This is a genomic window from Parafrankia sp. FMc2 (assembly GCF_041008525.1).
Classification (GTDB): Bacteria; Actinomycetota; Actinomycetes; order Frankiales; family Frankiaceae; genus Parafrankia.
In genome coordinates, this window is sequence record NZ_JBFLUG010000120.1 from 1 (window position 1) to 22,898 (window position 22,898).

The 22,898-nt window shown below is 72.4% G+C and carries 9 protein-coding genes; 3 read left to right on the forward strand and 6 right to left on the reverse strand.

From position 1 onward, the window contains the following. Both AB1460_RS28065 and AB1460_RS28070 read left to right on the forward strand, forming a co-directional pair. On the forward strand, nt 1-9,723 hold a 9,723-nt coding region (locus AB1460_RS28065; protein ID WP_420497392.1), incomplete at its 5' end, for an SDR family NAD(P)-dependent oxidoreductase. Nucleotides 9,724-9,776: 53 nt separating this feature from the next. Continuing rightward, a complete protein-coding gene (locus AB1460_RS28070; protein ID WP_420497393.1) occupies nt 9,777-12,152 on the forward strand; it encodes a type I polyketide synthase in 2,376 nt (791 codons plus the stop codon). A gap of 19 nt (nt 12,153-12,171) precedes the next feature. Here the strand turns inward: AB1460_RS28070 and AB1460_RS28075 are convergent, their stop codons facing one another. After that, nucleotides 12,172-14,223 (reverse strand): hypothetical protein, encoded by a 2,052-nt coding sequence (locus AB1460_RS28075; RefSeq protein WP_368965109.1) that lies wholly within the window; start codon nt 14,221-14,223, stop codon nt 12,172-12,174. Next, a complete protein-coding gene (locus AB1460_RS28080; protein WP_368965110.1) occupies nt 14,220-14,735 on the reverse strand; it encodes a hypothetical protein in 516 nt (171 codons plus the stop codon). The genes AB1460_RS28075 and AB1460_RS28080 overlap by 4 nt, the downstream gene beginning before the upstream one ends. 162 nt (nt 14,736-14,897) lie before the next feature. Here AB1460_RS28080 and AB1460_RS28085 point away from each other — a divergent pair, with 162 nt between their 5' ends. Next, on the forward strand, nt 14,898-17,114 hold the full coding sequence (locus AB1460_RS28085) for an NACHT domain-containing protein (RefSeq protein ID WP_368965111.1): 2,217 nt from the start codon (nt 14,898-14,900) through the stop codon (nt 17,112-17,114). On the opposite strand, the gene AB1460_RS28090 is transcribed toward AB1460_RS28085, so the two are convergent. The 4 genes from AB1460_RS28090 to AB1460_RS28105 all read right to left on the reverse strand — a co-directional run bounded on the left by AB1460_RS28090 (nt 17,065) and on the right by AB1460_RS28105 (nt 22,689). Next, nucleotides 17,065-17,892 carry an inositol monophosphatase family protein gene (locus AB1460_RS28090; RefSeq protein WP_368965112.1) on the reverse strand — a complete coding sequence of 276 codons (828 nt, stop codon included), beginning with the start codon at nt 17,890-17,892 and terminating at the stop codon, nt 17,065-17,067. The genes AB1460_RS28085 and AB1460_RS28090 overlap by 50 nt on opposite strands. Nucleotides 17,893-18,385: 493 nt before the next feature. Beyond that, nucleotides 18,386-19,858, reverse strand: coding sequence for an alpha/beta hydrolase domain-containing protein (locus AB1460_RS28095; RefSeq protein WP_368965116.1), 1,473 nt, complete (start codon nt 19,856-19,858; stop codon nt 18,386-18,388). 278 nt (nt 19,859-20,136) lie between these two features. Next, a complete protein-coding gene (locus AB1460_RS28100; RefSeq protein ID WP_368965113.1) occupies nt 20,137-20,730 on the reverse strand; it encodes a hypothetical protein in 594 nt (197 codons plus the stop codon). A gap of 942 nt (nt 20,731-21,672) precedes the next feature. Then, entirely contained in the window at nt 21,673-22,689 is a 1,017-nt protein-coding gene (locus AB1460_RS28105; RefSeq protein WP_368965114.1) for an intradiol ring-cleavage dioxygenase, read from the reverse strand. Between the last annotated feature and the right edge of the window lie 209 nt (nt 22,690-22,898).

The following is a 22,898-nucleotide window of genomic DNA, read 5'->3' on the forward strand; positions in this document are numbered from 1 at the left end:
CGGGTGGACTGGTCGTCGGGTGGGGTGGAGGTGGTGCGGGCGACGGTTCCGTGGCCGGGTGAGGGGGGGCGTCCACGGCGTGCGGGGGTGTCGTCCTTCGGAATGTCGGGGACGAACGCGCACGTCATCCTCGAGCAGGCTCCCGAAACGGCCCCGCCCGCGCTCGGCTTCAGCTCAGGCTCCGGCTCGGGCGCCGGATCCGGTTTCGTCCCGTGGGTTGTCTCGGCGCGCACGGAGTCTGCCGTGCGCGCGCTGGCGGCACGTCTGTCGGCCCGTCTGGACGCGGCCGAGGGCGCTGCCGCGCCGTCCGTCCTCGATGTGGGCTGGTCGCTGGCCCGCGGGCGGGCGGCGCTGGAACACCGGGCGGTCATCCTGGCCGGCTCGCCGGGGCTTCCGGGTCCCCTGCGCGAGGAGGAACGGCGGGAGGCGCTGCGGGCCCTGGCCGTCGGTGAGACCAGCGGTGCGCTGGTGCGAGGGCAGGCTGCTGGCGGTGATGACCGGGTGGTGTGGGTGTTTCCCGGTCAGGGGGCGCAGTGGGCGGGGATGGGCGCGGAGCTGCTGGAGGCCTCGGCGGTGTTCGCGGCGCGGTTGGCGGAGTGCGATCAGGCCCTGCGGCGGTTTGTCGACTGGTCGGTCCTGGATGTGGTGCGGGGCGTTGCGGGGGCTCCTGATCTGGAGTCGGTGGACGTGGTGCAGCCGGTGTCGTGGGCGGTGATGGTCGGGTTGGCGGCGGTGTGGGAGTCGTGGGGGGTGCGGCCGGATGTGGTGGTGGGGCATTCGCAGGGGGAGATCGCGGCGGCGTGTGTGGCGGGGGTGCTGTCGCTGGACGACGCGGCGCGGGTGGTGGCGGTACGCAGTCGGCTGATCGGGGAGAGCCTGGCGGGCCGTGGCGGGATGGTGTCGGTGGCGTTGCCGGTCGCCGACGTCGAGACGGCGCTGGGGCTGTGGGCTGGCCGGGTCGAGGTGGCGGCGGTGAACGGGCCGTCGGCGACGACGGTGGCGGGGGAGCCGGCGGCGCTGGCGGAGATGCTGGCCCGCTGGGAGGCCGAGGGGACGCGGGTCCGGCGGCTGCCGGTGGACTACGCCTCCCACACCAGCCAGGTGGAGGAGCTTCGCGAGCGCCTCGTCGCCGCACTGGCCGACGTCACACCCGGCCCGGCGGACGTCGAGTTCTGGTCGACGGTGACCGGCGAACCGGCGGACCCGACGGGCCTGGACGGCGACTACTGGTACCGCAACCTGCGCTCCACCGTGCGCTTCGGCACTGCCGTCGACGCCCTGCTCACCGACGGCTGCCGGACGTTCCTCGAGGTCAGCCCGCATCCGGTGCTCACCGCCGCGGTCACGGGCACGGCGGAGGCGGCCGGCATCCACGACACCGTCGCCGTCGGATCACTGCGGCGGGACGACGGCGGTCTGCGGCGGATGGTCACCGGCGCGGCGGAACTGTGGGTGCGCGGGGTGGCGGTGGACTGGGGGGCGCTGCTGGCCGGCGGACGTCCCGTCGAGCTGCCGACCTACCCGTTCGAGCACCGGCACTACTGGCTGGACAACCCCGCCCTGCGCACCGGGGCAGCCCGTGATCACCAGGATCGCGATCGCGACCGCGACCGGGACGTCCTCGACGGGCTGCGCTACCGGGTCGGCTGGGAGCCGCTGCGCCCGTCCGCGGGCGGGCCGCTCCTCCCGGACGCGGACGACCCCGGCGTGGCCGGCACCTGGCTGCTGCTCCTCCCAGCCGCACCCGACGGTGCACCCGGCGCACCCTCCACCGGCGCCGCGGACGCGGTGCCCGCGGGGGTGGCGCTGGCGCTGGCCGAAGGCGGCGCGGAGGTGGTCAACGTGCGCCTCGGTCCCGAGGATCTGACGCGGGACGCGCTCGCCCGCCGCCTGGACACCTGCGGCGCGGGCCAGGATCCCCCGGTGCGCGGCGTGCTGTCGCTGCTGGCCCTGACCGGCGCGGGACATCCCGACCGGCCCGGCCCCGGGGCCGCGGTGGCCGCGACGCTGGCGCTCGTGCAGGCGCTCGGCGACCTGGCGGTCGAGGCGCCGCTGTGGTGCCTCACCCGCGGAGCGGTGTCCACCGAGGCCGGCGACGCGGTGGCTGATCCGTCCCAGGCGCAGCTGTGGGGCCTGGGACGGGTGGCCGCGCTGGAGCACCCGTCCCGGTGGGGCGGGCTCGTCGACCTGCCCGGCGCCCTGGACGAGGCCGCCCGCGGACGGCTCCGTGCCGCGCTGCGCGGGGCGTCGGGCGAGGACCAGCTCGCGATCCGGCCGGATGGAGTGCTCGTCCGGCGGCTGTCGCGCGCCCCGCTCGGTGCGGGCCCGCCGGTGCGGCGGTGGCGGCCGCGCGGGACGGTCCTGGTCACCAGCGGCGGCGGGCCGCTCGGCCCGTACCTGGCCGGCTGGCTGGCCGACCAGGGCGCCGAGCATGTGGTGCTGGCCGGGCCGCACCGCCCGGACGACGCCGACCTGGCCGCGCTGCGCGCGGACGGCACCGCCGCGCGGCCCTTCCGGCTGACCGTGGCCACCTGCGATCCGGCGGATCCGGATGGGCTGGCCGCCGTCGTGCAGGAGCAGACCGCGGCGGGGGAGACGATCCGCTCGGTCGTGCACGCGGCCGCGCTGCTCGGGCTGCGGCCTCTCGACGACGTCGCACCCGGCGAGCTCGCGGACGTCCTCGCCACGAAGGCGGGTGCCGCGCGGCGCCTCGACGAACTGTTCGCCACCGACGCCCTCGACGCGTTCGTGCTGTTCTCCTCGGTCGTCGGGATCTGGGGCAGCGCCGACCATGCCGCCTACGCCGCCGCCAACGCCCACCTCGACGCGCTCGCCCAGCACCGCCGCGCCCGCGGCCTGCCCGCGACCGCGATCGCCTGGGGCCTGTGGCGCCCCCTGCCGACCGACACCGCTGCCGACGGCCCCGAGGCGGACAAGGCCGCCGAGACGGACAAGGCCGCCGAGACGGACGAGGTGGACGAGGCGGAGCGGCGGCAGCGGGCACGCGGGCTGGGTTTCCTTGACCCGTCGCTCGCGCTGGCAGCCCTGCAGCAGGCGCTGGACCACGACGAGACCCAGATCGTCGTGGCGGACATCGACTGGGACCGGTTCATCCCGGTGTTCACCTCGGCCGGGCCCCGTCCACTGCTCGACCCGCTGTCCGAGGCGCCGGCAGGTACCACACGTGCCGCAGGCGCCGCCGGTGCCGAGGAGGTGCCGCCGCTGGTCCGGAGGCTCGCGGCGCTGCCCGCCGGTGAGCGTGACCGGGCGCTCCTCGACGAGGTCCGGGCCCGGGCGGCGGCCGTGCTGGGGCACGCCGACCCGTCCGCGGTGGGGGCGCAGCGGGCCTTCCGGGATCTCGGTTTCGACTCGCTCACCTCCGTCGACCTGCGCAACCGGATCGGTGAGGCGCTCGGCCTGCGGCTGCCGGCCACCCTGGTGTTCGACTACCCGACGCCGACGGCGCTCGCGGGGTTCCTCCACGAGGAGCTCGCCGTAGACGGACCGGCCGGGCTGCTGGCCGACGACACTCCTGACACGGTGGGTTCGGGCGCGGTCTCGGGCGCAGGCGCGGTCGCGGTGCCGGGTGGGGGAGCGGGCCGGGCTGGCGCCGTCGACGCCGATCCGATCGCGATCGTCGCGATGGCCTGCCGGCTGCCCGGCGGGGTCCGCACCCCCGAGGACCTGTGGCAGCTGCTCGCCGAGGGCCGCGACGCGATCAGCGGGTTCCCGGCCGACCGCGGCTGGGACCTCGACGCCCTCTACGACCCGGACCCGGAGCGCCCCGGGACGTCCTACGTGCGCCACGGCGGCTTCCTCGACGGTGTCGCCGACTTCGACGCCGAGTTCTTCGGCATCGGCCCCCGCGAGGCCCTCGCGATGGACCCCCAGCAGCGGCTGCTGCTCGAACTGTCCTGGGAGGCCCTCGAGCGCGCCGGCATCGACCCGACCACCCTGCACGGGACGTCGGCGGGCGTGTTCGTCGGCACGAACGTCCAGGACTACGGCCCGCGGGCGATGGCCGCCGCCGAGCCGATGGAGGGCTACATCGGCATCGGCAACGCCGCCAGCGTGATGTCCGGCCGCATCTCCTACGCCCTCGGCCTGCACGGGCCGGCCGTCACCATCGACACGGCCTGCTCGTCCTCGCTCGTCGCCCTGCACCAGGCGGCACAGGCGCTGCGGACGGGGGAGTGCTCGCTGGCGCTCGCCGGCGCGGCGGTCGTGATGTCCTCGCCGCTGATGTACGTCGAGTTCAGCCGGCAGCGCGCCCTGTCCCCGGACGGCCGCTGCCAGGCGTTCGGCGCCGGCGGCGACGGCACCGGGCTGTCGGAGGGCGTCGGGATGCTCGTCCTGGAACGGCTCGGCGACGCCCGCCGCAACGGGCACCCCGTGCTCGCCGTCGTCGAGGGGACGGCGGTCAACTCCGACGGCGCCTCCAACGGGCTGAGCGCGCCGAACGGCCCCGCGCAGCAGCGGGTGATCCGCCAGGCGCTCGCCGCCGCGGGCCTCACCCCCGCCGACGTGGACGCCGTCGAGGCGCACGGCACCGGCACGAAACTCGGCGACCCCATCGAGGCCCAGGCGCTCCTCGCCACCTACGGCCGCGGCCGACCGGCGGACCGCCCGCTGTGGCTGGGATCGCTCAAGTCCAACATCGGCCACGCGCAGGCCGCCGCCGGTGTCGCCGGCGTGATCAAAATGGTGCTGGCGATGCGGCACGGCCTGCTGCCGCGGACCCTGCACGCCGCCGAACCCACCCCGCACGTCGACTGGGACGCCGGCACCGTCCAGCTGCTCGCCGAGCCGACCCCCTGGCCCGACCGCCCCACCGCCGGCACGGCCTCGGACGTCCCGCGGTCGGACGCGTCGGACGCGGGGGAGCATGACGGGCGCGGGCGCGGCCCTCGGCGCGCCGGGATCTCCGCCTTCGGGATCAGCGGCACCAACGCCCACGTGATCGTCCGTGAAGCGCTCGACGACGACGCGCCCGCGCCAGTGCTGGTGCCCGCGCCCGGGTCGATTCCCACCGCGCCGGCGCCCGCCGTGCCCGTGCCCGTGCCGATTCTGGTGTCGGGGCGCAGCGAGCGGGCGCTGCGTGCCCAGGCACGGCGGCTGGGTGATCATCTCGACGCCCATCCCGACCTGGCCGTGGCGGATGTCGGCCTCGCCACCGCCGCCACCCGCAGCCGCTTCGACCACCGGGCTGTCATCGTCGGCACCGATCACGCCGAGCTGCGCGCGAGTCTCGCCCGGCTCGGCGCGGAGTCGGACCTCGCCGGCGACATCCCATCAGTGCTCACCGGCCTGACCGACGGTGCGGGTGCCCCCGCCGGCGCCGCGGGGGTGCTCGCCGTGCGTGGCCTGGCCCGTCCCGGCCCGCGGGTCGCCTTCGTCTTCCCCGGGCAGGGCTCGCAGTGGGCCGGTATGGGACGGGAGCTGCTCGCCTCCTGCCCACCGTTCCGCGAGCGGATGTCCGCCTGTGCCGAGGCGTTCGCCCCGTACCTCGACTGGTCCCTGCTCGACGTCGTCGGCGGGGCCGCGGACGCGCCGCCGCTGGAGGCCATCGAGGTGATCCAGCCGGCGCTGATGTCGATGATGGTGTCGCTGGCCGCGGCCTGGGAGGCCTACGGCGTCACCCCGGCGGCGGTCGTCGGCACCAGCCAGGGTGAGGTCGCCGCCGCCCACGTCGCCGGACTGCTCTCGCTCGACGACGCCGCCCGTGTCATCGCGCTGCGCAGCCGCCTGCTCGCCGACCGCCTGCTCGGCCGCGGCGCGCTCGCCTCCGTCGCGTTGCCCGCCGCCGACGTCGCCGCCCGGCTGGCCCGCTTCGACGGCCGGCTCGCCGTCGGCGGCGTCAACGGTCCCCGCCAGGTCACCGTCGCCGGCGACACCGACGCGCTCACGGAACTGCTCGCCGACCTGGACGCCGCCGGCGTGCGCGCCAGGATGGTCGCCGCCTCCGTCGCCACCCACTGCGCCCAGGTCGACGACATCCGCGTCGAACTGACGGACATCCTGCGGCCCGTGACCGCCACCCTCGGCCGGATCCCCTTCTACTCGACCGTCACCGGCGGCCCGCTGGACACCACCGGCACCGGCCCAGGGACCCAGCCCGGCCCCGACTACTGGTACTCCAACACCCGCGAGCCGGTGCTGTTCGACGCCGCCACCCGGGCCCTGCTCGCCGCCGGCTTCGACACGTTCATCGAGGTCAGCCCCCATCCGGTGCTCGGGTTCGGGCTCACCGAGACGGCGGAGGAGGCCGGCGGTGACATCGCCGTCCTCCCCACCCTGGAACGCGGCCGCGGCGGCCCGGACCGTTTCCTCACCGCGCTCGCCCAGGCCCACGCCCGCGGCGTGGACGTCGACTGGCAGCCGGCGTTCGCAGGCACACCCGCCCGCCCCGCCGCCCTGCCGACCTACGCCTTCCAGCGCCGGCGCTTCTGGCCGCGGACCGCCGCACCCCACCTCGCCGCCACGTTCGGCAGCGGCGCGGCGGCCACCGGCCTGGTCTCCGCCGGTGGCCGGGAGACGTCGGGGCATCCGGGACATCCGCTGCTCGGCGCGGTCGTCCCGCTGGCCGACGGCGGCCTGCTGCTGACCGGCCGGATCGCCCCCGCGGCCCATCCGTGGCTGACCGGCCACACGCTGGCCGGCGTCCCGGTCGCGCCGGACGCCGTCCTGCTGGAGCTCGCCATTCGCGCCGGCGACGAGGTCGGTGCGGACGGCGTCGCCGAGCTGACCATGGCCGAGCCGCTGGTGCTGCCGGAGGCCGGTGCCGGTGCCGGTGCCGGGGTGCTGCGCGTCCAGGCCCGGATCAGCCCACCCGACGGCGCCGGTCGCCGCTCACTGACCCTGCACACCAGCCCGGACGACGCTCCCACCGACGCCCCGTGGACCACCCACGCGACGGCGACGCTGACCGACGGCACCTCCCCGGCAGGCATGGACGACGGGTCGCCCGGCGAGGTGCCGGGTGGCGGAGAGCCGGGTGGCGCGGTGGCGCTCGACGGCGGCGTCGATCTGACCGCCTGGCCCCCCGCCGACGCGGCACCGCTGGACGTCGACGCGATCCACGCGGATCTGCGCGCGGCCGGCCACGGCGACAGCCCGGTGGACGGCCCACGTCTGACCGCGGTGTGGCAGGGAGCGGCAGGCCTGTTCGCCGAGGTCGCCGTCGCCGCTTCCGCTCGTCGCAGTGCTGGCATCACCGACGACGGCGTCAACGAGGTCGACGGCGTCGGCGGTCAGGACGCCGACGCGGACATCTCCGGGGCGGGCTTCGACCTGCACCCGGCGCTGCTCGCGGCCGCCGGGCAGCTTGTGCTCTGGCACCACCTGGCGGACAGGCCGGCCGCACACCCCGGTCAGCCGGCAGGTGCTGAACGCACCCCGCCGATCGGGGTTCCGGCCACAGCGCCGATCGTCTCGCCCCGGACCTACCGGGACGTGCGCCTGCTGGCGACCGGCGCCCGGACCGTCCGGGTGCACGTCCACCGGGCGGGATCCGACACGGTCGCGCTGGCCCTCGCCGACCACACCGGCGCACCGGTCGCGACCGTCGGCGCGATCGCCTTCGGACAGACCGAGGCCGAACGCCTGCACACCCGCCCGGCCGTGGTCGCCGACGCGATGTTCGCACTCGACTGGGTGCCCGTCGCCCCACCCGCCCCGCCCGCGGCACCGGCCGGGCCGGCGCTGCGCTGGGCCGTGGTGGGGCCGGATCCGTTCGGCCTGCGCACTGCCCTCGCGCTGGCCGGCGTGACCGTCCACGGCCGCGTCGATCTCGCCGACGCGGCCAGTGGCCGCGGTGTCAGTGCCGACGGCGGTGGCAACGGCGCGGCACAGCCTGTTCCGGACGTCGTCCTGGTCAGTTACGCCCCGCCGGAGACGCCGGAGACGCCGGAGACGCCGGAGACGCCGGAGACGCCTGCGGCGACGTCCGGAGAGCCCGCCGGCACCGCGGTGGCCGTGCGCGCCAGCCTGGGTCAGGCGCTGGAGCAGGCACAGGCCTGGCTCGGTGACGACCGCTTCGCCACCACCCGTTTCGTCGCCGTGACCCGCGGCGCGGTGGCCGCCGCCCCGGGCGACCAGAAGGTCGATCCTGCCGCCGCCGCGGTGTGGGGCCTGCTCGGCTCGGCCGCGTCCGAGAACCCGGACCGGTTCCTGCTCGTGGACGTCGACGCCGCCCCGTCCTCACCGCGGGCTTTGCCGGCCGCCCTCGTCTCCGGGGAACCGCGGGTCGCCATCCGGGACGGCCTGCTCCTGGGCCAGCGTCTCGCCCGCGCGTCGGCAGCGCCCGCCGCTGCCGCGCCGGCGACCGCCCTCGCGCCCCCTGCTGTCCCCGCGCCTGCGGCCGCCGCTCCTGCCGCTCCTGCCACCTGGCGGACGGACGGCACCACGCTGATCACCGGCGGCACGGGGACGCTCGGCAGCCTGGTCGCGCGTCATCTGGTCACCGCGCACGGTGTCCGGCACCTGCTGCTGGCCAGCCGCGGTGGCCCGGGCGCCCCCGGTGCCGCGGCCCTCGTGGCAGACCTCACCGCGCTGGGCGCGCAGGTCACGGTCGCGTCCTGCGACGTCGCGGACCGGGCCGCGCTCGCCGCCCTGCTCGCCGCGATTCCCGAGGACCGCCCGCTGGCCACGGTCGTCCACACCGCGGGGATCCTCGACGACGGCGTGCTCGGCTCGCTGACCCCCGAGCGGCTCGACCGGGTACTGCGCCCCAAGGTGGACGCCGCCCTGCACCTGCACGAGCTGACCCGCGGCCACGACCTGGCCGCCTTCGTGCTGTTCTCCTCGTCCGCGGCGACCTTCGGCAGCCCCGGGCAGGGCAACTACGCCGCCGCCAACGCCTTCCTGGAAGCACTCGCCCACCACCGCCGGGCGGCGGGGCTCCCCGCGGTGGCCCTCGGCTGGGGTTACTGGGCGGCCCGCGGCGCCATGGCTGCCCACCTCGACCCCACCGAGCTGCGCCGCCGGATGACCGGCAACGGGCTGCTCCCGATCTCCGCCGCGGACGGCATGGCCCTGCTCGACGCCGCCCTCGCCGGCGACCGGCCCGTCCTGCTGCCCATGCGGATCAACCTGCGGGCCCTGCCCGCGGACGCCGCCGGGCCGCTGCTGCGCCACCTCGTCCGCACCCCGCGGCGCCGGACCGTGCCCGGCGCCACCGACGACGCCAGCGTCACCGGGCCCACGCTGGCCGCGCGCCTCGCCGGACTCAGCACCGCCGAACGTGACAAGACCCTGCTGGACGCCGTCTGCGCCATCGCCGCGGCCGCGCTCGGCCACACCTCCGCGGAGGCGGTGGCCCCGCACCGCCCGTTCAAGGAACTCGGGTTCGACTCGCTCGCCTCGCTGCAGTTCCGCAACCGGCTGACCGCCGCCACGGGCGTGCGGCTGCGTCCGATGCTCGTCTTCGACTTCCCGACCCCCGCCGCGATCGCCGGCCACCTGCGGGACCAGCTGTTCACCACCACCCCGGTTGCCGCCGCCGCTGCTGCCGGTCCCTCAGCAACAACCACCACCATGGTGGCGGGCGAACCGGTCACCACCGCCGGCCAGCGCCCAGGAGAACGAGTGGGCGGCGGGGAACGAGTGGGAGGCGGGGAACGAGCGGGAGCGGGAACCGGCGCGGGCGTGGGTCCGGACGCCGCGTTCGACGAGATGGACGCCGACACCCTGATCCGGCTGGCCCTCGGTGAGAACGACTCCTGACCGGCACGAACGATGACCAGTCCCGTCCGCACGACCGATCCTCCGGAGGCATGGTGACCGCGTCCGCTGACCGGCTCCTCGAAGCGCTGCGCGCGGCGATGAAGGAGAACGAGCGGCTGCGCCGGCAGCTCGCCGCGACGTCCGAACCCATCGCCGTCATCGGGATGGCCTGCCGCTTCCCCGGCGGGCCGCGTACCCTGCGCTCCCCGGACGAGCTGTGGCGGTTCGTCGCGGCCGGCGGCGACGCCATCTCCGGATTCCCCGACAACCGCGGGTGGGACACCTCGGCCCTGCCCTGCTTCGGCGGCGGCTTCCTGCACGACGCCGCCGACTTCGACCCGGAGTTCTTCGGCATGTCGGAGAACGAGGCCCTGGCCACCGACCCGCAGCAGCGGCTGCTGCTGGAGACGTCCTGGGAGGCGTTCGAGCACGCCGGCATCGACCCGCGCACGGCCCGGGGCAGCCGCACCGGCGTGTACTTCGGCGTGATCTTCCACGACTACGGCTACCGGCTGCGCCCGCCTCCGCCCGGTATCGACGGCTACACCTACTTCGGCAGCGCCGGGAGCATCGCGTCCGGGCGGGTCTCGTACACGCTCGGGCTCGAAGGCCCCTGCCTCACCCTCGACGCCGCCTGCGCCTCCTCCCTCGTCGGCCTGCACCTGGCCAGCCAGGCCCTGCGGCGTGGCGAGTGCACGCTGGCGCTCGTCGGCGGCGTCTCGGTGCTCGCCACCACCGAACTGTGGGAGGAGACGACCCGCCAGGGCCAGGGCCTGGCTCCGGACAGCCGCTGCAAGTCGTTCGCCGCCGCCGCCAACGGCACCGGCATCTCCGAAGGGGTCGGCGTCCTGCTCGTCGAACGGCTCAGCGATGCCCGGCGTCACGGCCACCCGGTGCACGCGGTGGTCCGCGGCAGCGCCGTCGACCAGAGCGGTGCCACCAACGGCTTCACCGCCCCCAGCGCCGCCTCCCAGGAACGCCTGATCACCCGCGCCCTCGCCGACGCCGGCCTCACCCCCGACGACGTCGACGCGGTCGAGGGCCACGGCACCGGCACCCCCGTCGGCGACCCGATCGAACTCGCCGCCCTGCACGCCACCTACGGCAGCGGACGTCGGCCCGACCGGCCGCTGTACCTGGGCTCGCTGAAATCCAACCTGGGTCACACCCAGGCGGCGGGTGGCGCCGGCGCCATCATCAAGGCCGCGCTGGCGATGCGGCACGGCGTCCTGCCACGCACCCTGCACGTGGACGCCCCGACCCCGCACGCCGACTGGTCCGACGGCGCCATCACCCTGCTCACCCAGCCCCGACCGTGGCCGGCGACCGACGGCCGCCCCCGCCGCATCGGCGTCTCCTCGTTCGGCGCCAACGGCACGCTCGCCCACGCCATCCTCGAACAGCCCCCCGCCGAGCCCGGGGCCGGGTCCTCGGCCGGGTCCTCGGCCGAGCCCGCGCTGGACGTGCTTCCGTGGCTGCTGTCGGCGCGGTCGGCTGCCGGCCTGCGTGGCCAGGCCGAGCGGCTACTCACCCACCTGACCGCGCGGCCCGAACTCGCCCCGGTCGACGTCGCGTACACCCTGGCGACCGGCCGCTCCGCCTTCGAGCACCGCGCGGTTCTCGTCGCCTGCGACTCTGCCGCCTTCCGGCGCTGCCTGGCGGCCCTGGCAGCGGGCTCCGACCCCGAGACGACCGGCTCGGACGCCTTCGCCGACGCCTCCACTGTCACCGTGACCCGGGGAGCTGCCGGCGCCGAGGGCACCGGCCTGCCCACGTCGGACGGCACAACGTCCGGACCGCCGCTCGTCCTGGTGTTCCCCGACCGGCCCGACGCGCTCGCAGGAGCTGGCAGCGCGCTCGCCGGGCGCTTCCCGGTCTTCGCGGCCGCACTGCGTACCGTCGGCCCGGCACCCGACGAGCCCTCGTGGGCGGTCTGGACGGGATTCGCCGTCCAGGTGGCCCTGGCCCGGCTGCTGGAATCCTGGGGGGTGCGTGCAGACGTCCGTCTCGGCCTGGGATCCGGCGAGATCGCCGCCGCGCACCTGACCGGCACCCTCACCCTCGACGACGCCCGCGCTCTCATCTCGGCACCGCCGCCGTCATCCGGCCCGGATTCCTGGGACGTCCACCGCATCCCCGCGACCGCGACGACGGTGATCGTAGGACGGCCCACGCCGCACGGTGGTCCGGGCAGCGGGCCGGACGGCGCCGCTGAGCTCGTGCTCCTGCCGCCCGGCCGCTCCGGGATCCGAGCCGTCACCGAGCTGTTGGCGGACCTGCACACACGGGGCGTTCCGGTGGACTGGCAGGCCTTCTTCGCGGGAGCCGGCGCCCGCCGAGTCGGTCTTCCCACCTACGCGTTCCAACGCCGACGCTTCTGGCTGGAAACGACCACGGCATCTTCAGATCCACCCGACAGACCGGAATAAGCGAGCCCACCCGGCTCGGCTATCGGGGTGAGGGCTGCTCCCCGGTCAGCGCAGCGCGCGGGGGCGGCCAGGGAACAGGTAGGCCGGGGCTGGATGTGGCCAAGCCACTCGCGGCGGAAGCCAGCAACCCGCGGACGCAGGACAACGCGGCGACCAGCAGGCGGCGGGATTCCTCCGACTCCATGGTGGGGGGTGGCCGGTGCTCCCTGCTGATCTCGAAGGCGGCACGGAGCGAGCCGGAATGGGGGAGCCGGTCCCGCTCGGCTGCCGCCAGCACGACGCTTGCCGCGGTTTCCGTCCCACCGCGGAGCAGGTAGTGATAACGGTAGGCGTCCAGCATGTATCGGCTGGCTGTCAGGGCGTCGAGGAGCGGATCTGGTTCGAGGTCGACGGCACTTGCGTGTGTCCAGAGGACTGCCTGCGCGTCCTGTGCCCAGAAGCGGGCTTCGGTGTGAAGCTGGGCCACGTCCGGCCTGCGTAGCCCGTGATCATCGAGATTGCCGACGATCGAGACGCGTTCGGCGAGGATCCGGCTCAGCACGAGCGCGGAGGACTCCAGCGTCATCGTGTCGGTGACGTTGATCCGCAGTCCGGGAAGGTCACTGTGCAGGAGTCGCGTCACCTCCAGCCAGCGTTCGGGCCGCGGGTCCCGGACGAGCAGGAGCACGTCGATGTCGCTGAACCTGCTCCGAGAAACCGGGTCGAGCACAGAGCCCGTGAGGACTGCGGCGAGCACATCCGGGATGCGGGCGAACGCGTGCCGGGCCCACGACAGGATCTCGTCCGCTTCCGTGGGCTGCGGCGCGGCAGCGCCGGAAGCGGCCGCCACCGGACCGGGATGCCTGGCCGGAAAGTCCTCGTGCCGGGACGACTGCGCCAGTGACCCGCGGGTGGGCTCTGGTGCGACGCAACGCACGGTCACCGTCATTCCCGGGCCGAGCAGGCGCCGCAGCGCACGGGTCGCGACGTCCCGGATGTGCGGGCGTAGCGCATGTTCAGCCTCGTAGGTGAGGACGACCCCGGTAGGCGTCACCTGGTCGACGCGGGCACCCTGAACACCCAGGTGCGCGAGAATCTTGCAGAGATCGAGGTCGGTCACCTGACGCCCGGATGCCCCGGTGGCGACCACCTGCAGCGTCCGCGCCGACGTGATGCGAAAGCGGCGCCCGGGCAGTGGGCATCCGCAGGACGGACCGTCCGACCAGTGTCCCCGGTCGTTGGTGCGGTACCGCACCAACGGCATTGCACGGTTTGCCAGCCCAGTGACCACGATCTCCCCGGTGAGGCCGGGCAGCCGGTCCGTGCCCGGCTGCGTGGGGTCGAGGATCTCCATCACCACGTCCCGGTCATTGACGTGGTAGTCGTCGGTCGTCAGACAACCGTGCCCGACGACGCCGAACTCGGCGAGTGTGTACAGCGATGTCACCGGGCAGTCGAAGATGTCCCGCAGGCGTTCCCGAATCCCGGCTCGTATCGTCTCGCCGGCGAGCACCACCGCATGCGGGCGGACCGGACTGCACTCCCGCGCACGCTCGGCCACAAGATCCAGAACTGAAGGCATTCCGGTCACCACCTGCTGGTGCAGGTGGCGCAGGGATCTGTCCAGCGAGGCGGGTGGAAGATGCCAGGCCCGGCCGAAGTTCCACTTCGTCAGCGTTCCCCGGGGTGACCAGAACGAAGGCTGGGAGCGTGAGGTCGACGAGGCGTGCAGGGTCAGGTGCGTCAGTCCGCCGTCGAGCCAGACGGCGGGACTGCGGACGAGGCTGATCTGATGGGCGAGCGCGTCCATCTCGGCCCGCTGTGCTGCCCTGTCCACCGCCAGCTCGAGGGGAACGCCGGTGGTGCCCGTGGTCCGCACGGTGGACCAGGCCGAGGAATCACCGCGACTCGACCACAGACGCACCTTCTGATCGCGAACGTGTGAACGCTCCAGCAGGGGAAGACTGCGCAGCACCGCGTCGGCATCCTGCGGACTCACGTGCGTGGCGTCGGGCAGGCCGAGATAGTAGGGAACGGTCCTGCTGACGAAGCGCAGCATCTCCGCGAGCGCGGGATTTCCCGCTTCTGTCACTTCGGCACGGCTCCGAAGGCCTCCGCGCGCACGTGTTTCTGGAAGATTCTCAACTCCTGCAGGTCGTGCCCGGAGGAGAGCCAGAACGCCGCCAGATCGCTACGGGGACCGGCCGACACCCCGCCGCGGCCCCCCGCTCGTTCCAGCGGCAGGGCGCCGATGCGGTAGTCGACCAGCGTCAACACGCGCTCCAGGTCGGCTCGGTCGCCGCCGTCCGCCACCCACCCATCGACCAGTTCCGGCGCCGGCCCGGTGCTCTGTATAACGGTGCTGTCTGCTGGCGGATTCGCGTGGAAGGAATCCCTGGACGGCGACGTTCTCTGGTCTCCGCCGATCTCGGGATCCCTGTTCTCACCCCGGCTCCGTAGATTGCTCAGCAGCAGATTGACCGTGGAGTCGGTGATGGCATCTGGGAGCACCTCGAGCACGGCTCTCATGAGGTAGGGCGGCAGCCCCGCCCTACGCAGCTCCTGCTGCAGGAGAACTCCTTGTCCGGCATCGAGGGTAGTCACGGTCGACCGATCCGGTCCCAAACGGTACCCATCGGGCGATGGTAGCCCAGGGCAAGCCCCGAAAACCCGTCGTAGGGTGGGAACGTCGTTTGCTGATGTGAGATGGTAGCCTCTGGCCGCCGGTCAACTCGTGAACTTTCGAGCTTTACGGCGGACGGGGGAGTGGTTGTCATGGTCCGGGAACGCCGTGGGGGAGCCCTCGCCGATCTCGTCGAGGACTTCAACCAGTTGGCAGCCTTCGTGGGTCTTGTCGTCGGTCTCGCGGGGTTTCTCTCCGGCCGACTGGTCCTAGCCCTCGTGGCGCTTGCCGTACCCCTTCTCCTTCTCGCCGGCCGGGCGGTGTTACGACCACGAGACCGACTTGGCCCGTGGGAACGCAGACGCCTGCGCCGCTACTTCCGGGCACGTCTGACCGCCATGACGGGCCAGTTGCCCGCGGGAATGCCGCCAATGGGTGACGGCGGCATAACACTAGGTGATTTCGATCGGTTGCCGGGCCTGTTCGCCGAGCCGGACGTCGAGCGGTCCGGAGCTCCCGCGCCCGCTGCGACGGGGGTGGTGGACTGGCTTGCCACCGAGGTCGCTGCCGCTGGCAGCGTGCTCGTGCTGGGCGATCCCGGGGTGGGTAAGACCCTGCTGTGCGAGCTCACCCACTACGAGCTTGTCCGTCGGTTCGTGGCGGATCCGAAGAAGGAACGTGTTCCCTGGCTCCTTCGGTTGGTGGAGGTCGGCGAGCTGCTGCGCGCCGGCACCGACACGGCGCAGCGTCGGCTCGTCGCAACGGCGCTGGCCGCGCACACCGCCGACAACGAAGCGGTGCCGCTGGCCGCCGAACGGATAGACCAGTTGCTTCGGTCCGACCGCATGATTCTCCTCCTGGACGGGCTGGACGAGCTGGCAATCCACGGCGGCGCCGCACGTGACGTGATTCCCCGGGAACTCGCCGAGGTACTTCGGGGCCGCGTGGTGCTTACCTGCCGGCAGACCTTCTTCGACCTCTACCTGGCGGCCAGCGAACCGAGCCGCTGGTTCGCCATGCGGGTAGGTCTGAAGGGTGTCAGCTTCCCCGGCGCCGGTCGAGGCTTCGTGCGTGCCTACTGCGCCAGGTTCGGGCTCGATTCTGCGGAGACGGTTATCACCACCATTGAGGGCTCCGCGGCACTCATCGACCTGGTTTCCCGGCCGCTTCTGCTCTTCATGGCGACTGATGTGCTCGCCAACCACCTGGGTGGCGTCCCAGCCGAGAACGTCAGCCGGGCTCTCGACCCGGACGAGTGGAACGCCGCGGAAGTTTATGATCTCTACGTCTCGAAATGGCTACACCTTGAGCGGCGGCGAGGCGTCTCGCTGCACTGGAACGACATGCAGGAACTCGCCGAGCGGGTGGCGTGGCGCATCTACCAGCTTGCTTTCGACGGGAACAAGGCGTTCGGCCAGTTTGACGTCCACGACCTGCTCATCAGTGGGCGGACACTCAACGAGGTCGTCCGCCGCTGGCGTCCCGACGAGCCACCGGACGAGACTTTCCGAGAACTGACGCTGCGATCCTTCCTTGTGCGCTCGGAGGGCGATGACTACTATCGGTTCGCGCACAAGTCCTTCTTTGAGTTCTTCGCCGCGCGATACATCCGGTCCGTCCTGACTGACGACCTGGTGGCCGACGACGTGCTGCTCGCGGTGCTCCTGTCACCCCTGCCGGACGAGATGATCGACTTCACCAGGCAGTTACTGGACCGCTGTGCGGCCATTCCAGTGGAAGCCCGAGCCGTCTGCCAGAACCTGTTCCGGGTCCTTGATCTCACCGCGACGACGGCTCCCAGCAGTCATTCAGCGATCATGGCGCGGCAGCAGGCCGCTAATCTTCTGCCGCTGGTGCTACGAGACGACCCCCGTGCCCAGGAGAGGCTGCGGGGCATTCATTCCCGGGAGGCTCACCCGTTCGTCCGCAGGGGAATCGCGGTCGGATTCGCCCTGCACCTCGGGGACGGTTCGCTGATCGACCAGCTCGTCGCAGACTTCGACAACGACGCTGATTCACTCGTTTTTCATCTGGGGTATAATCGCATCTACTACGGCGATCAGGAGGCAGGTAACAGCGGGTGGCGCGATGACGGCACCGATCCCTGTGATCGTCTGTTCCACGCGTCGCTACGTCAGCTCAGAAGCAGCTTCTACGAGCAGCTCTGGCCTATGTCGCTCTACACTATAAGAGTGCTGCTGGCGGATCCTGGGCGACGGGCCTACCTCGACCGCACGGTTGATATTCCTGCGACGATCGAAGAACTTCTGCATTTTGTCCTGGCGCACCGGAGCGATGAGAGGCCGAGCCTCACGCAGGAATGTCGGCGTCTCGTTTCCTTGCTTGTGGAAGTGCCCTGACCAAGGCGTCCACGACGTGGCTCTGGACGCTCTCGAAGGTTTCGGGCCAGGCGGTGATGACTATCTCCGGCATGCCCTGCGCAGGCCCGCCCAGGGATGTCACGACGCATCCGGCCTGGCGGGCCAGGTACTGACCGGCAACGTGTTCCGGTCCGCTGCACTCGAAGGCGACCGTTGCCGAAAGATGGCCTGCCAGCAGGAGAAAAGAGTCGATGGCGGGTGACCAGGTGTAGAAGACCCGACCGTAATGGCCTTCCAGGGTGGACCGCACCCGGGCCAGGGCGGAGCTGTCCCGGGCCACGCCATAACCTTGCTGGAGCGCGACGGCCGGTGCCGTCGGCTCGCCCTTGCGCGCCAACACGGCTCCGTCACCCGCGAGGATGCCGGTTGCGGCGCTGGCGGCGAGATACCTGCCGGTGTGGGAGTCCCGTACCACGGCGGCGACGGCGTTGTTATTATGAGTGAGCGCGATCGCGACGCCGTAGACAGGCAGACCGACAGTGAAGTTCGCCGTACCATCCAGCGGGTCGACCAGCCAGGTCCATTCCTCTATCCCGGGATGGACTCCGGACTCCTCGCCGATGATCGTATGGCCTGGAAAAGCTTTCCTGACCCCCTCGACGATCAGTCGCTCCGCGGCGCGGTCCACCTCGGTGACGACATCGAGGGACAGGCTCTTACTGGCAAAGGCGAAGCGCGCAGAAAAGGATGCCCGCGCCAGCTCGCCCGCTTCGAGGGAGAGCTGGACAGCGAGGTTGAGAGCTGACGCCAGGTCCATCCGTCCACTCTAGCTCCATTGCGGTCACGAATCGAACCCCCGTCCAGGTGAACCTCCAGGAAGTGCCTGTGCTGGCGGTGCCTGTCGCGGCCTGCCAGCGTTGACGGGTCTCCGCCCGACGGCACCTGGGACGGCCTTGGCGGGCTTCGTCGCTGCCGACGGGACAATGGACGGCGAGCAAGTGTCTGTGTTGTGGAAGATGTCTGACTCGGAGGCCCGGGTGGCGGGCTCTGCGTAGGGCGTGAGGTTGAAGGCTCTTTGCAGTCGAATGTCGGGGTCGGGTGACGGAACCGCGGCGAGCCACCTGCCTGAGAGGCCGAGAACTCTGTGTAACGAACGGAAAATGAGCCACGACGGTTTCGGTGTAGACCGGATGCTCTGAAGGCCTGTGTTGTGACAGCGTCGAGGAAGTATCTTCAAGATCTCCATGGCGTTCCGTTGCTCTCGTGCTGCATATGCGTCGAGAGCAGGCGGTGGAGGGATCGGGCGGCGGTCAGCCGATCGCGTCCGGCTGGGCGAAGGTAGCCAGTGCGGCGCGGTCCTCCGGTAGCGCGTAGCCCGCCCTGATGGTGCGTTCGGCCGCGGCGTCGTAGCGCTGTTGGTAGGAGGCCCGGTCGGCGTAGAGCTCGGCGAGGCGCCCGGCCGGCAGCGGTTTCGCGGAGCCGAGGAGCAGGCACAGGACGGACGGGTCGGGTCCGGGCTCGCCGGACAGCGCGGCTGTCGGGACGTCCACCGGCGGGGTGCGGACACCGCCGACCGCGATGCCGTCGGCGTCCCGGCGGATCTGCGGGCCCTCGCCGGGTGTCACCTCGATGCGTGGGGCGGCGTCCGGGGCCTGGCCGGTGGTGATCCAGATCGTCAGCGCCCGCAGGCCCGCCTTGGCGACGACATGCATCGGGCCGTTGTTGATCGGAGCGCCGCACCGCATCGCGGCGGCGTTCGGGCCGAGCAGGTGTGCGTCGGCGTGGGCGGTGCCAGCGACCTCCCAGAGCCGGAAACGGTCGGTGTCGGGCTGGCGGGCCCGGTACGAGTTGAGCACGCCGAGCAGGTCGGACTCGGTCTGCGCGTCGAGGATCGGGGCGTCCAGGTCGGTACGGAGGACTGTCGGACGACCCTGTAGCGCGCCGGCGAGGTCGGCTGCCTGGTCCGCGGCGACCAGTGGCAGGCCGGCGGCGCCGCGGCTGTGCACGAAGAAGCCGTCGAACAGGCGGGTGAGCGGTTGCACGCCGTTGATGTAGGTGACGAGAGCCGCCGCCGACTGCGACTCGCCAGCCGCGATGACGATCGCCGGCTTCGCGCCGTCCAGCCCGGCACCGGCCACGATCGCCCTGGCGACCTGGGTGTAGATGTCGAACGCGAAGCCGTCGCCGGGATGGGTCAGCGAGCCGTACCGCGCCGGGTCCAGTGCGGTGAGGCCCCTGCCGGCGATGCCCTCGCTGCCCGGCGCGGTCACCAGCACCGGCCCGCCCAGCACACCGATGCGCTGCGCCGAGACACCGACCCAGATGTCGCCCCGCCGGGTGATCTCCTCCTGCAGGCTGGTCCACTCCGGATCGGCGTCCACCCCGCCGCTGACGTTCAGCCACTCGACGACGACGGTGCCGCTGAACCGCTCGGTCTGTGCCGGCCGGCGCACCAGCACCCGGGTGCGGTAGGGCGCCGAGGCGTCCGGGGTGAAGGTCCACCTGCCGTCCTCGGTGAGCTCCCCGTCGGCCCGGTAGGAGGTGGCGGTGCCGGCCGCGGCGTATTCGTGTTGCACGTAGCCGGCGGGTTCGAGGTCCGCCGGGGTCGGCGACCCGATGAACACGCCGGTGCCACCGGTCAGCTCGGTCGCCAGGTCCGCCGGCGGACCGTCCGCCCGCGGGGTGGTCCGCGTGACGGCGGTGAGCGCGGCCGCGGTCGACGCGGTCGGGTCGGTCGACGGGGCCGGGCCGGTCGGGTCGTCGTCGCCCGAGCACGCCACCATCGTCGACAGGAGCACCGCCGTGGACGCCAGCACGCCGACCAGGCGTACCGGCCGGCGTAACCGGCTGCCGGCCAGCGCGCCGATGCCGGGCCACCGCCGTCCCGGGTCGAGCGGGTCAAGGTGCCTGTCGGGGAAACCGGTTCGGCGATCTGTCACGGCGTGCCTTTCTGGGGGGCGATGGGGACCAGCGAAACAGACCGGGTCCTCGCCGGACCAGAACAGTGCACGGGTCGCCACCCCAGCCCGCCCGGCTGGCACCGGACGCCGCTGTCGCATGATCAGAAATGCTGCTTTCGCCATGCCCGGACAGGGCCGTTCGCCGGGCATTCCCACCAGGCCGTGGCGTCGTGCACGGCGGGCCGCATGGGGTGTGGGTGCCCGGGGCAGGGCGGCACCGGGTCGGTGATCCAGTTTCTTGCCAGGGCGGTCTGCAGCCAGTCAGCGGTGTCGACGGCGAGTTCTGCCGGCGACGTCGCCGGGGTGAGGCAGGTGACGGTCGCGCTGCCGTCGGAGCTGCGTGCTGTTACCGGCCAGGGGCTGATCCAGCCGACCAGGTCCGGCTCCGGCACGGTGACGCCCATCTGCTCGCAGGCCTCGGCCGGGGTGATCGAAGTGTTGGCTATCCATTCCTGCGCGCGAATGAGTTCGGCGTGGTCCGGGGGGTTGACGGTGACGGTCAGGCGCTGGATGTGGGGGAGCAGCTCGGCCCGTGCCGCCCACACTGCCTGCTCGACGCGCCGTCGGGAGGAGAGCAGATGCTCGGCGGCCACCGGTGACGGCCCCACGGCCTCCGTCGGCGAGTCCTCGGTGAGGAGAATGTCGTGCACGGTCACCCATACCGCGGAGGGGCCGCCGTTCGGGTAGTTCTGCATACGCGAACTTCACATCCTCGAGGGCAGCACGACGATAGTGGTCCCACCTGGCCCGGCTCGAACGGGCTGGCCCCCTCCACAACGGGCCGGTGAAGTGGGGTGGCCTCACCGGCCGACGCAGGCCGAGGCTGATCGTAGGTGTGCGCCCCCGGTCGTCGCCAATGATTTTTGTGACGGCCGCGTTCCCTCGCCAGCCAGCCGTGGTGAGAGCAGCCCGCTCGATACCCGTACCGGCTGGCAGCGGAGCTCACGGACGTGCTCGGCGTGCAATCATGCCAAGGCGGACGGGTAAATCGGTGGCCGGCTGTTCTGTGTCCGCTGTTGTTTTTCTTGGAAAAAGGATCCGAGGTCGACGGATGACCAAAAAGCGGGCCCTGATCTTCGACGAGTACTGGAGCGATGAGGGTGTGGAGAACTTTGAATGGAACTGGGAGCGCATCGAAACGTCCGGACAGCTGGTAGATGCCTCCGGGCGTCGGTGGGTTCGTCGGTCGACCGCTCTTCGGAGGAGTCATGTACGGGAGCTCCTGCGGTCGACTCGGACTGTCGGGGTCTTCTCGTTCGGTCGGCAACAGCTGGTGTGGATTCTTCCCGCGGACCTCGATCGCAGAAGTGTGGAGATCGCCAAAGGCTGTGATCGGAAGGATTCTTCCGGTCGAACCTTCGTCGGCACGCTCTGGGTTTCGGCCGATCCGTGGGAAGGAGAACATCTTCTTCTGTTTCGAGAAAATTGCCAGGGGCGGCACGGATGACTGTGGCAGGAGGTTGTCTGTCGAGGCATGAAGATGATGGGCAGGGGTGCGTGCCTCCTGTACTCGGTCGGCTCGGGCCGGTTTCCGAGGCTCATCGAGTTCTCTTCTGCGCGCGGGGGGTTGGTGTCGGTGGTCCTTGCCGGGAGGCCGTGACGGCGGGAGGGCAGTCGTCGCGGCGGGGAGTGGTCGGTCAGCTCGACATGGCTGGTGGCTGACCACCGGGTGCGCCGGACGGGGGCTGCCCGCCACCCGGGCCCTGGCCGCCTCCGCTGGGAGCCCGGCCGCCTCCGCCCCCTCCTCCACCACCACCGGCTGTGGTGGTGGTGTCGACGCCGACAGACAGGGCTACGGTGTAGCCGCTGGTGACGTCGCCGGTAACGGTGCCGAGCTGGCTGGCGGCGGAGTCCTCGCCGAAGACGTTGTCGTCCGCGAGGCTGACGCGCGCCAGGTCCGTCACCGAGGCCTCGTAGCCAGGTTGCGCGTAGACCTGGTCGCAGACGTCCTGCGGCAGCGCGACCTGTGAGGTGGCGATGGCCTTGGTGGAGTCGGTGATGCTGGCCTGGTCGGGGTAGATCTCGACGTGGACGTGTGGCCAGCGTCCGGAGTAGCAGGCCGGGAAGATGCTGGTGAAGCGGACCGTGCCGGCGCCGTCGGAGACCTGGACACCGCGCAGGTAGTTCTGGTCGGCGACGCCCTCGGAGTACATCGAGTAACGGCCCTCGCGGTCGCAGTGCCACACGTACACGGCCACCCCGGCGAAGGGAACGCCGGCGTTGGCGAGGTCGGTGACTGTCAGTTCCAGCGTCATGGGTACGCCTTCGGCGGTGCCGGTCGCGCCGCCGAAGCTGGAGCGGATGTCGCTGCGGACGACACCGCTCTGTTCGAGGACGTCCGGCCCGTTCGACCCGTCGCCCGGGTAGGGGCCGGCGGTCTCCTCCGGGATCTCCCCGGCAGCCGTACCCGCCGCGGTACCGGCCGACGCGGAAGCCGCGGCGCCGGAGGATCCCGAGGATTCGACCTGGCCCGGCGTGCAGGCGGCGAGGCCCGCTGCCGCGGCACCCACGCCGAAGAAGGCGAGCATGCGCCGCCGGCTCACCATCGTCCCGACGTCGAAGGCCAGTCCCTGGTCGACGATCTCCTCCTCGGGGCGGGCCAGCGAACGGCCCTCGTAGGTCGGTGTCCGGCTCGACCGGTGACGGTTCGCCATGTCTTCTCCCTCGGCGCGCGGCTGATCCTGCACCGCCACACTGCTCGAGCCGCCCCTGCGGGTGCTGTGCTTCACCTGTGTTCTAGGGCCTGTTCTGGGTTCGGATCATCGGGTTGGGAGGCTGCGGAGCCAGAGAACGGACCCGCGTAGGTGGAGTCCCGCGGCGTAGCTTTCGGGGGTCTTGTCGTAGCGAGTGGCCAGGCCCCGCC

Excerpts from the sequence above, each read along its gene's own strand:
- AB1460_RS28095 (WP_368965116.1), bottom strand. The coding sequence starts at position 19,858 with ATGGTGGCGTGCTCGGGCGACGACGACCCGACCGGCCCGGCCCCGTCG.
- AB1460_RS28100 (WP_368965113.1), bottom strand. The coding sequence starts at position 20,730 with ATGCAGAACTACCCGAACGGCGGCCCCTCCGCGGTATGGGTGACCGTG.
- AB1460_RS28105 (WP_368965114.1), bottom strand. The coding sequence starts at position 22,689 with ATGGCGAACCGTCACCGGTCGAGCCGGACACCGACCTACGAGGGCCGT.
- AB1460_RS28090 (WP_368965112.1), bottom strand. The coding sequence starts at position 17,892 with ATGGACCTGGCGTCAGCTCTCAACCTCGCTGTCCAGCTCTCCCTCGAA.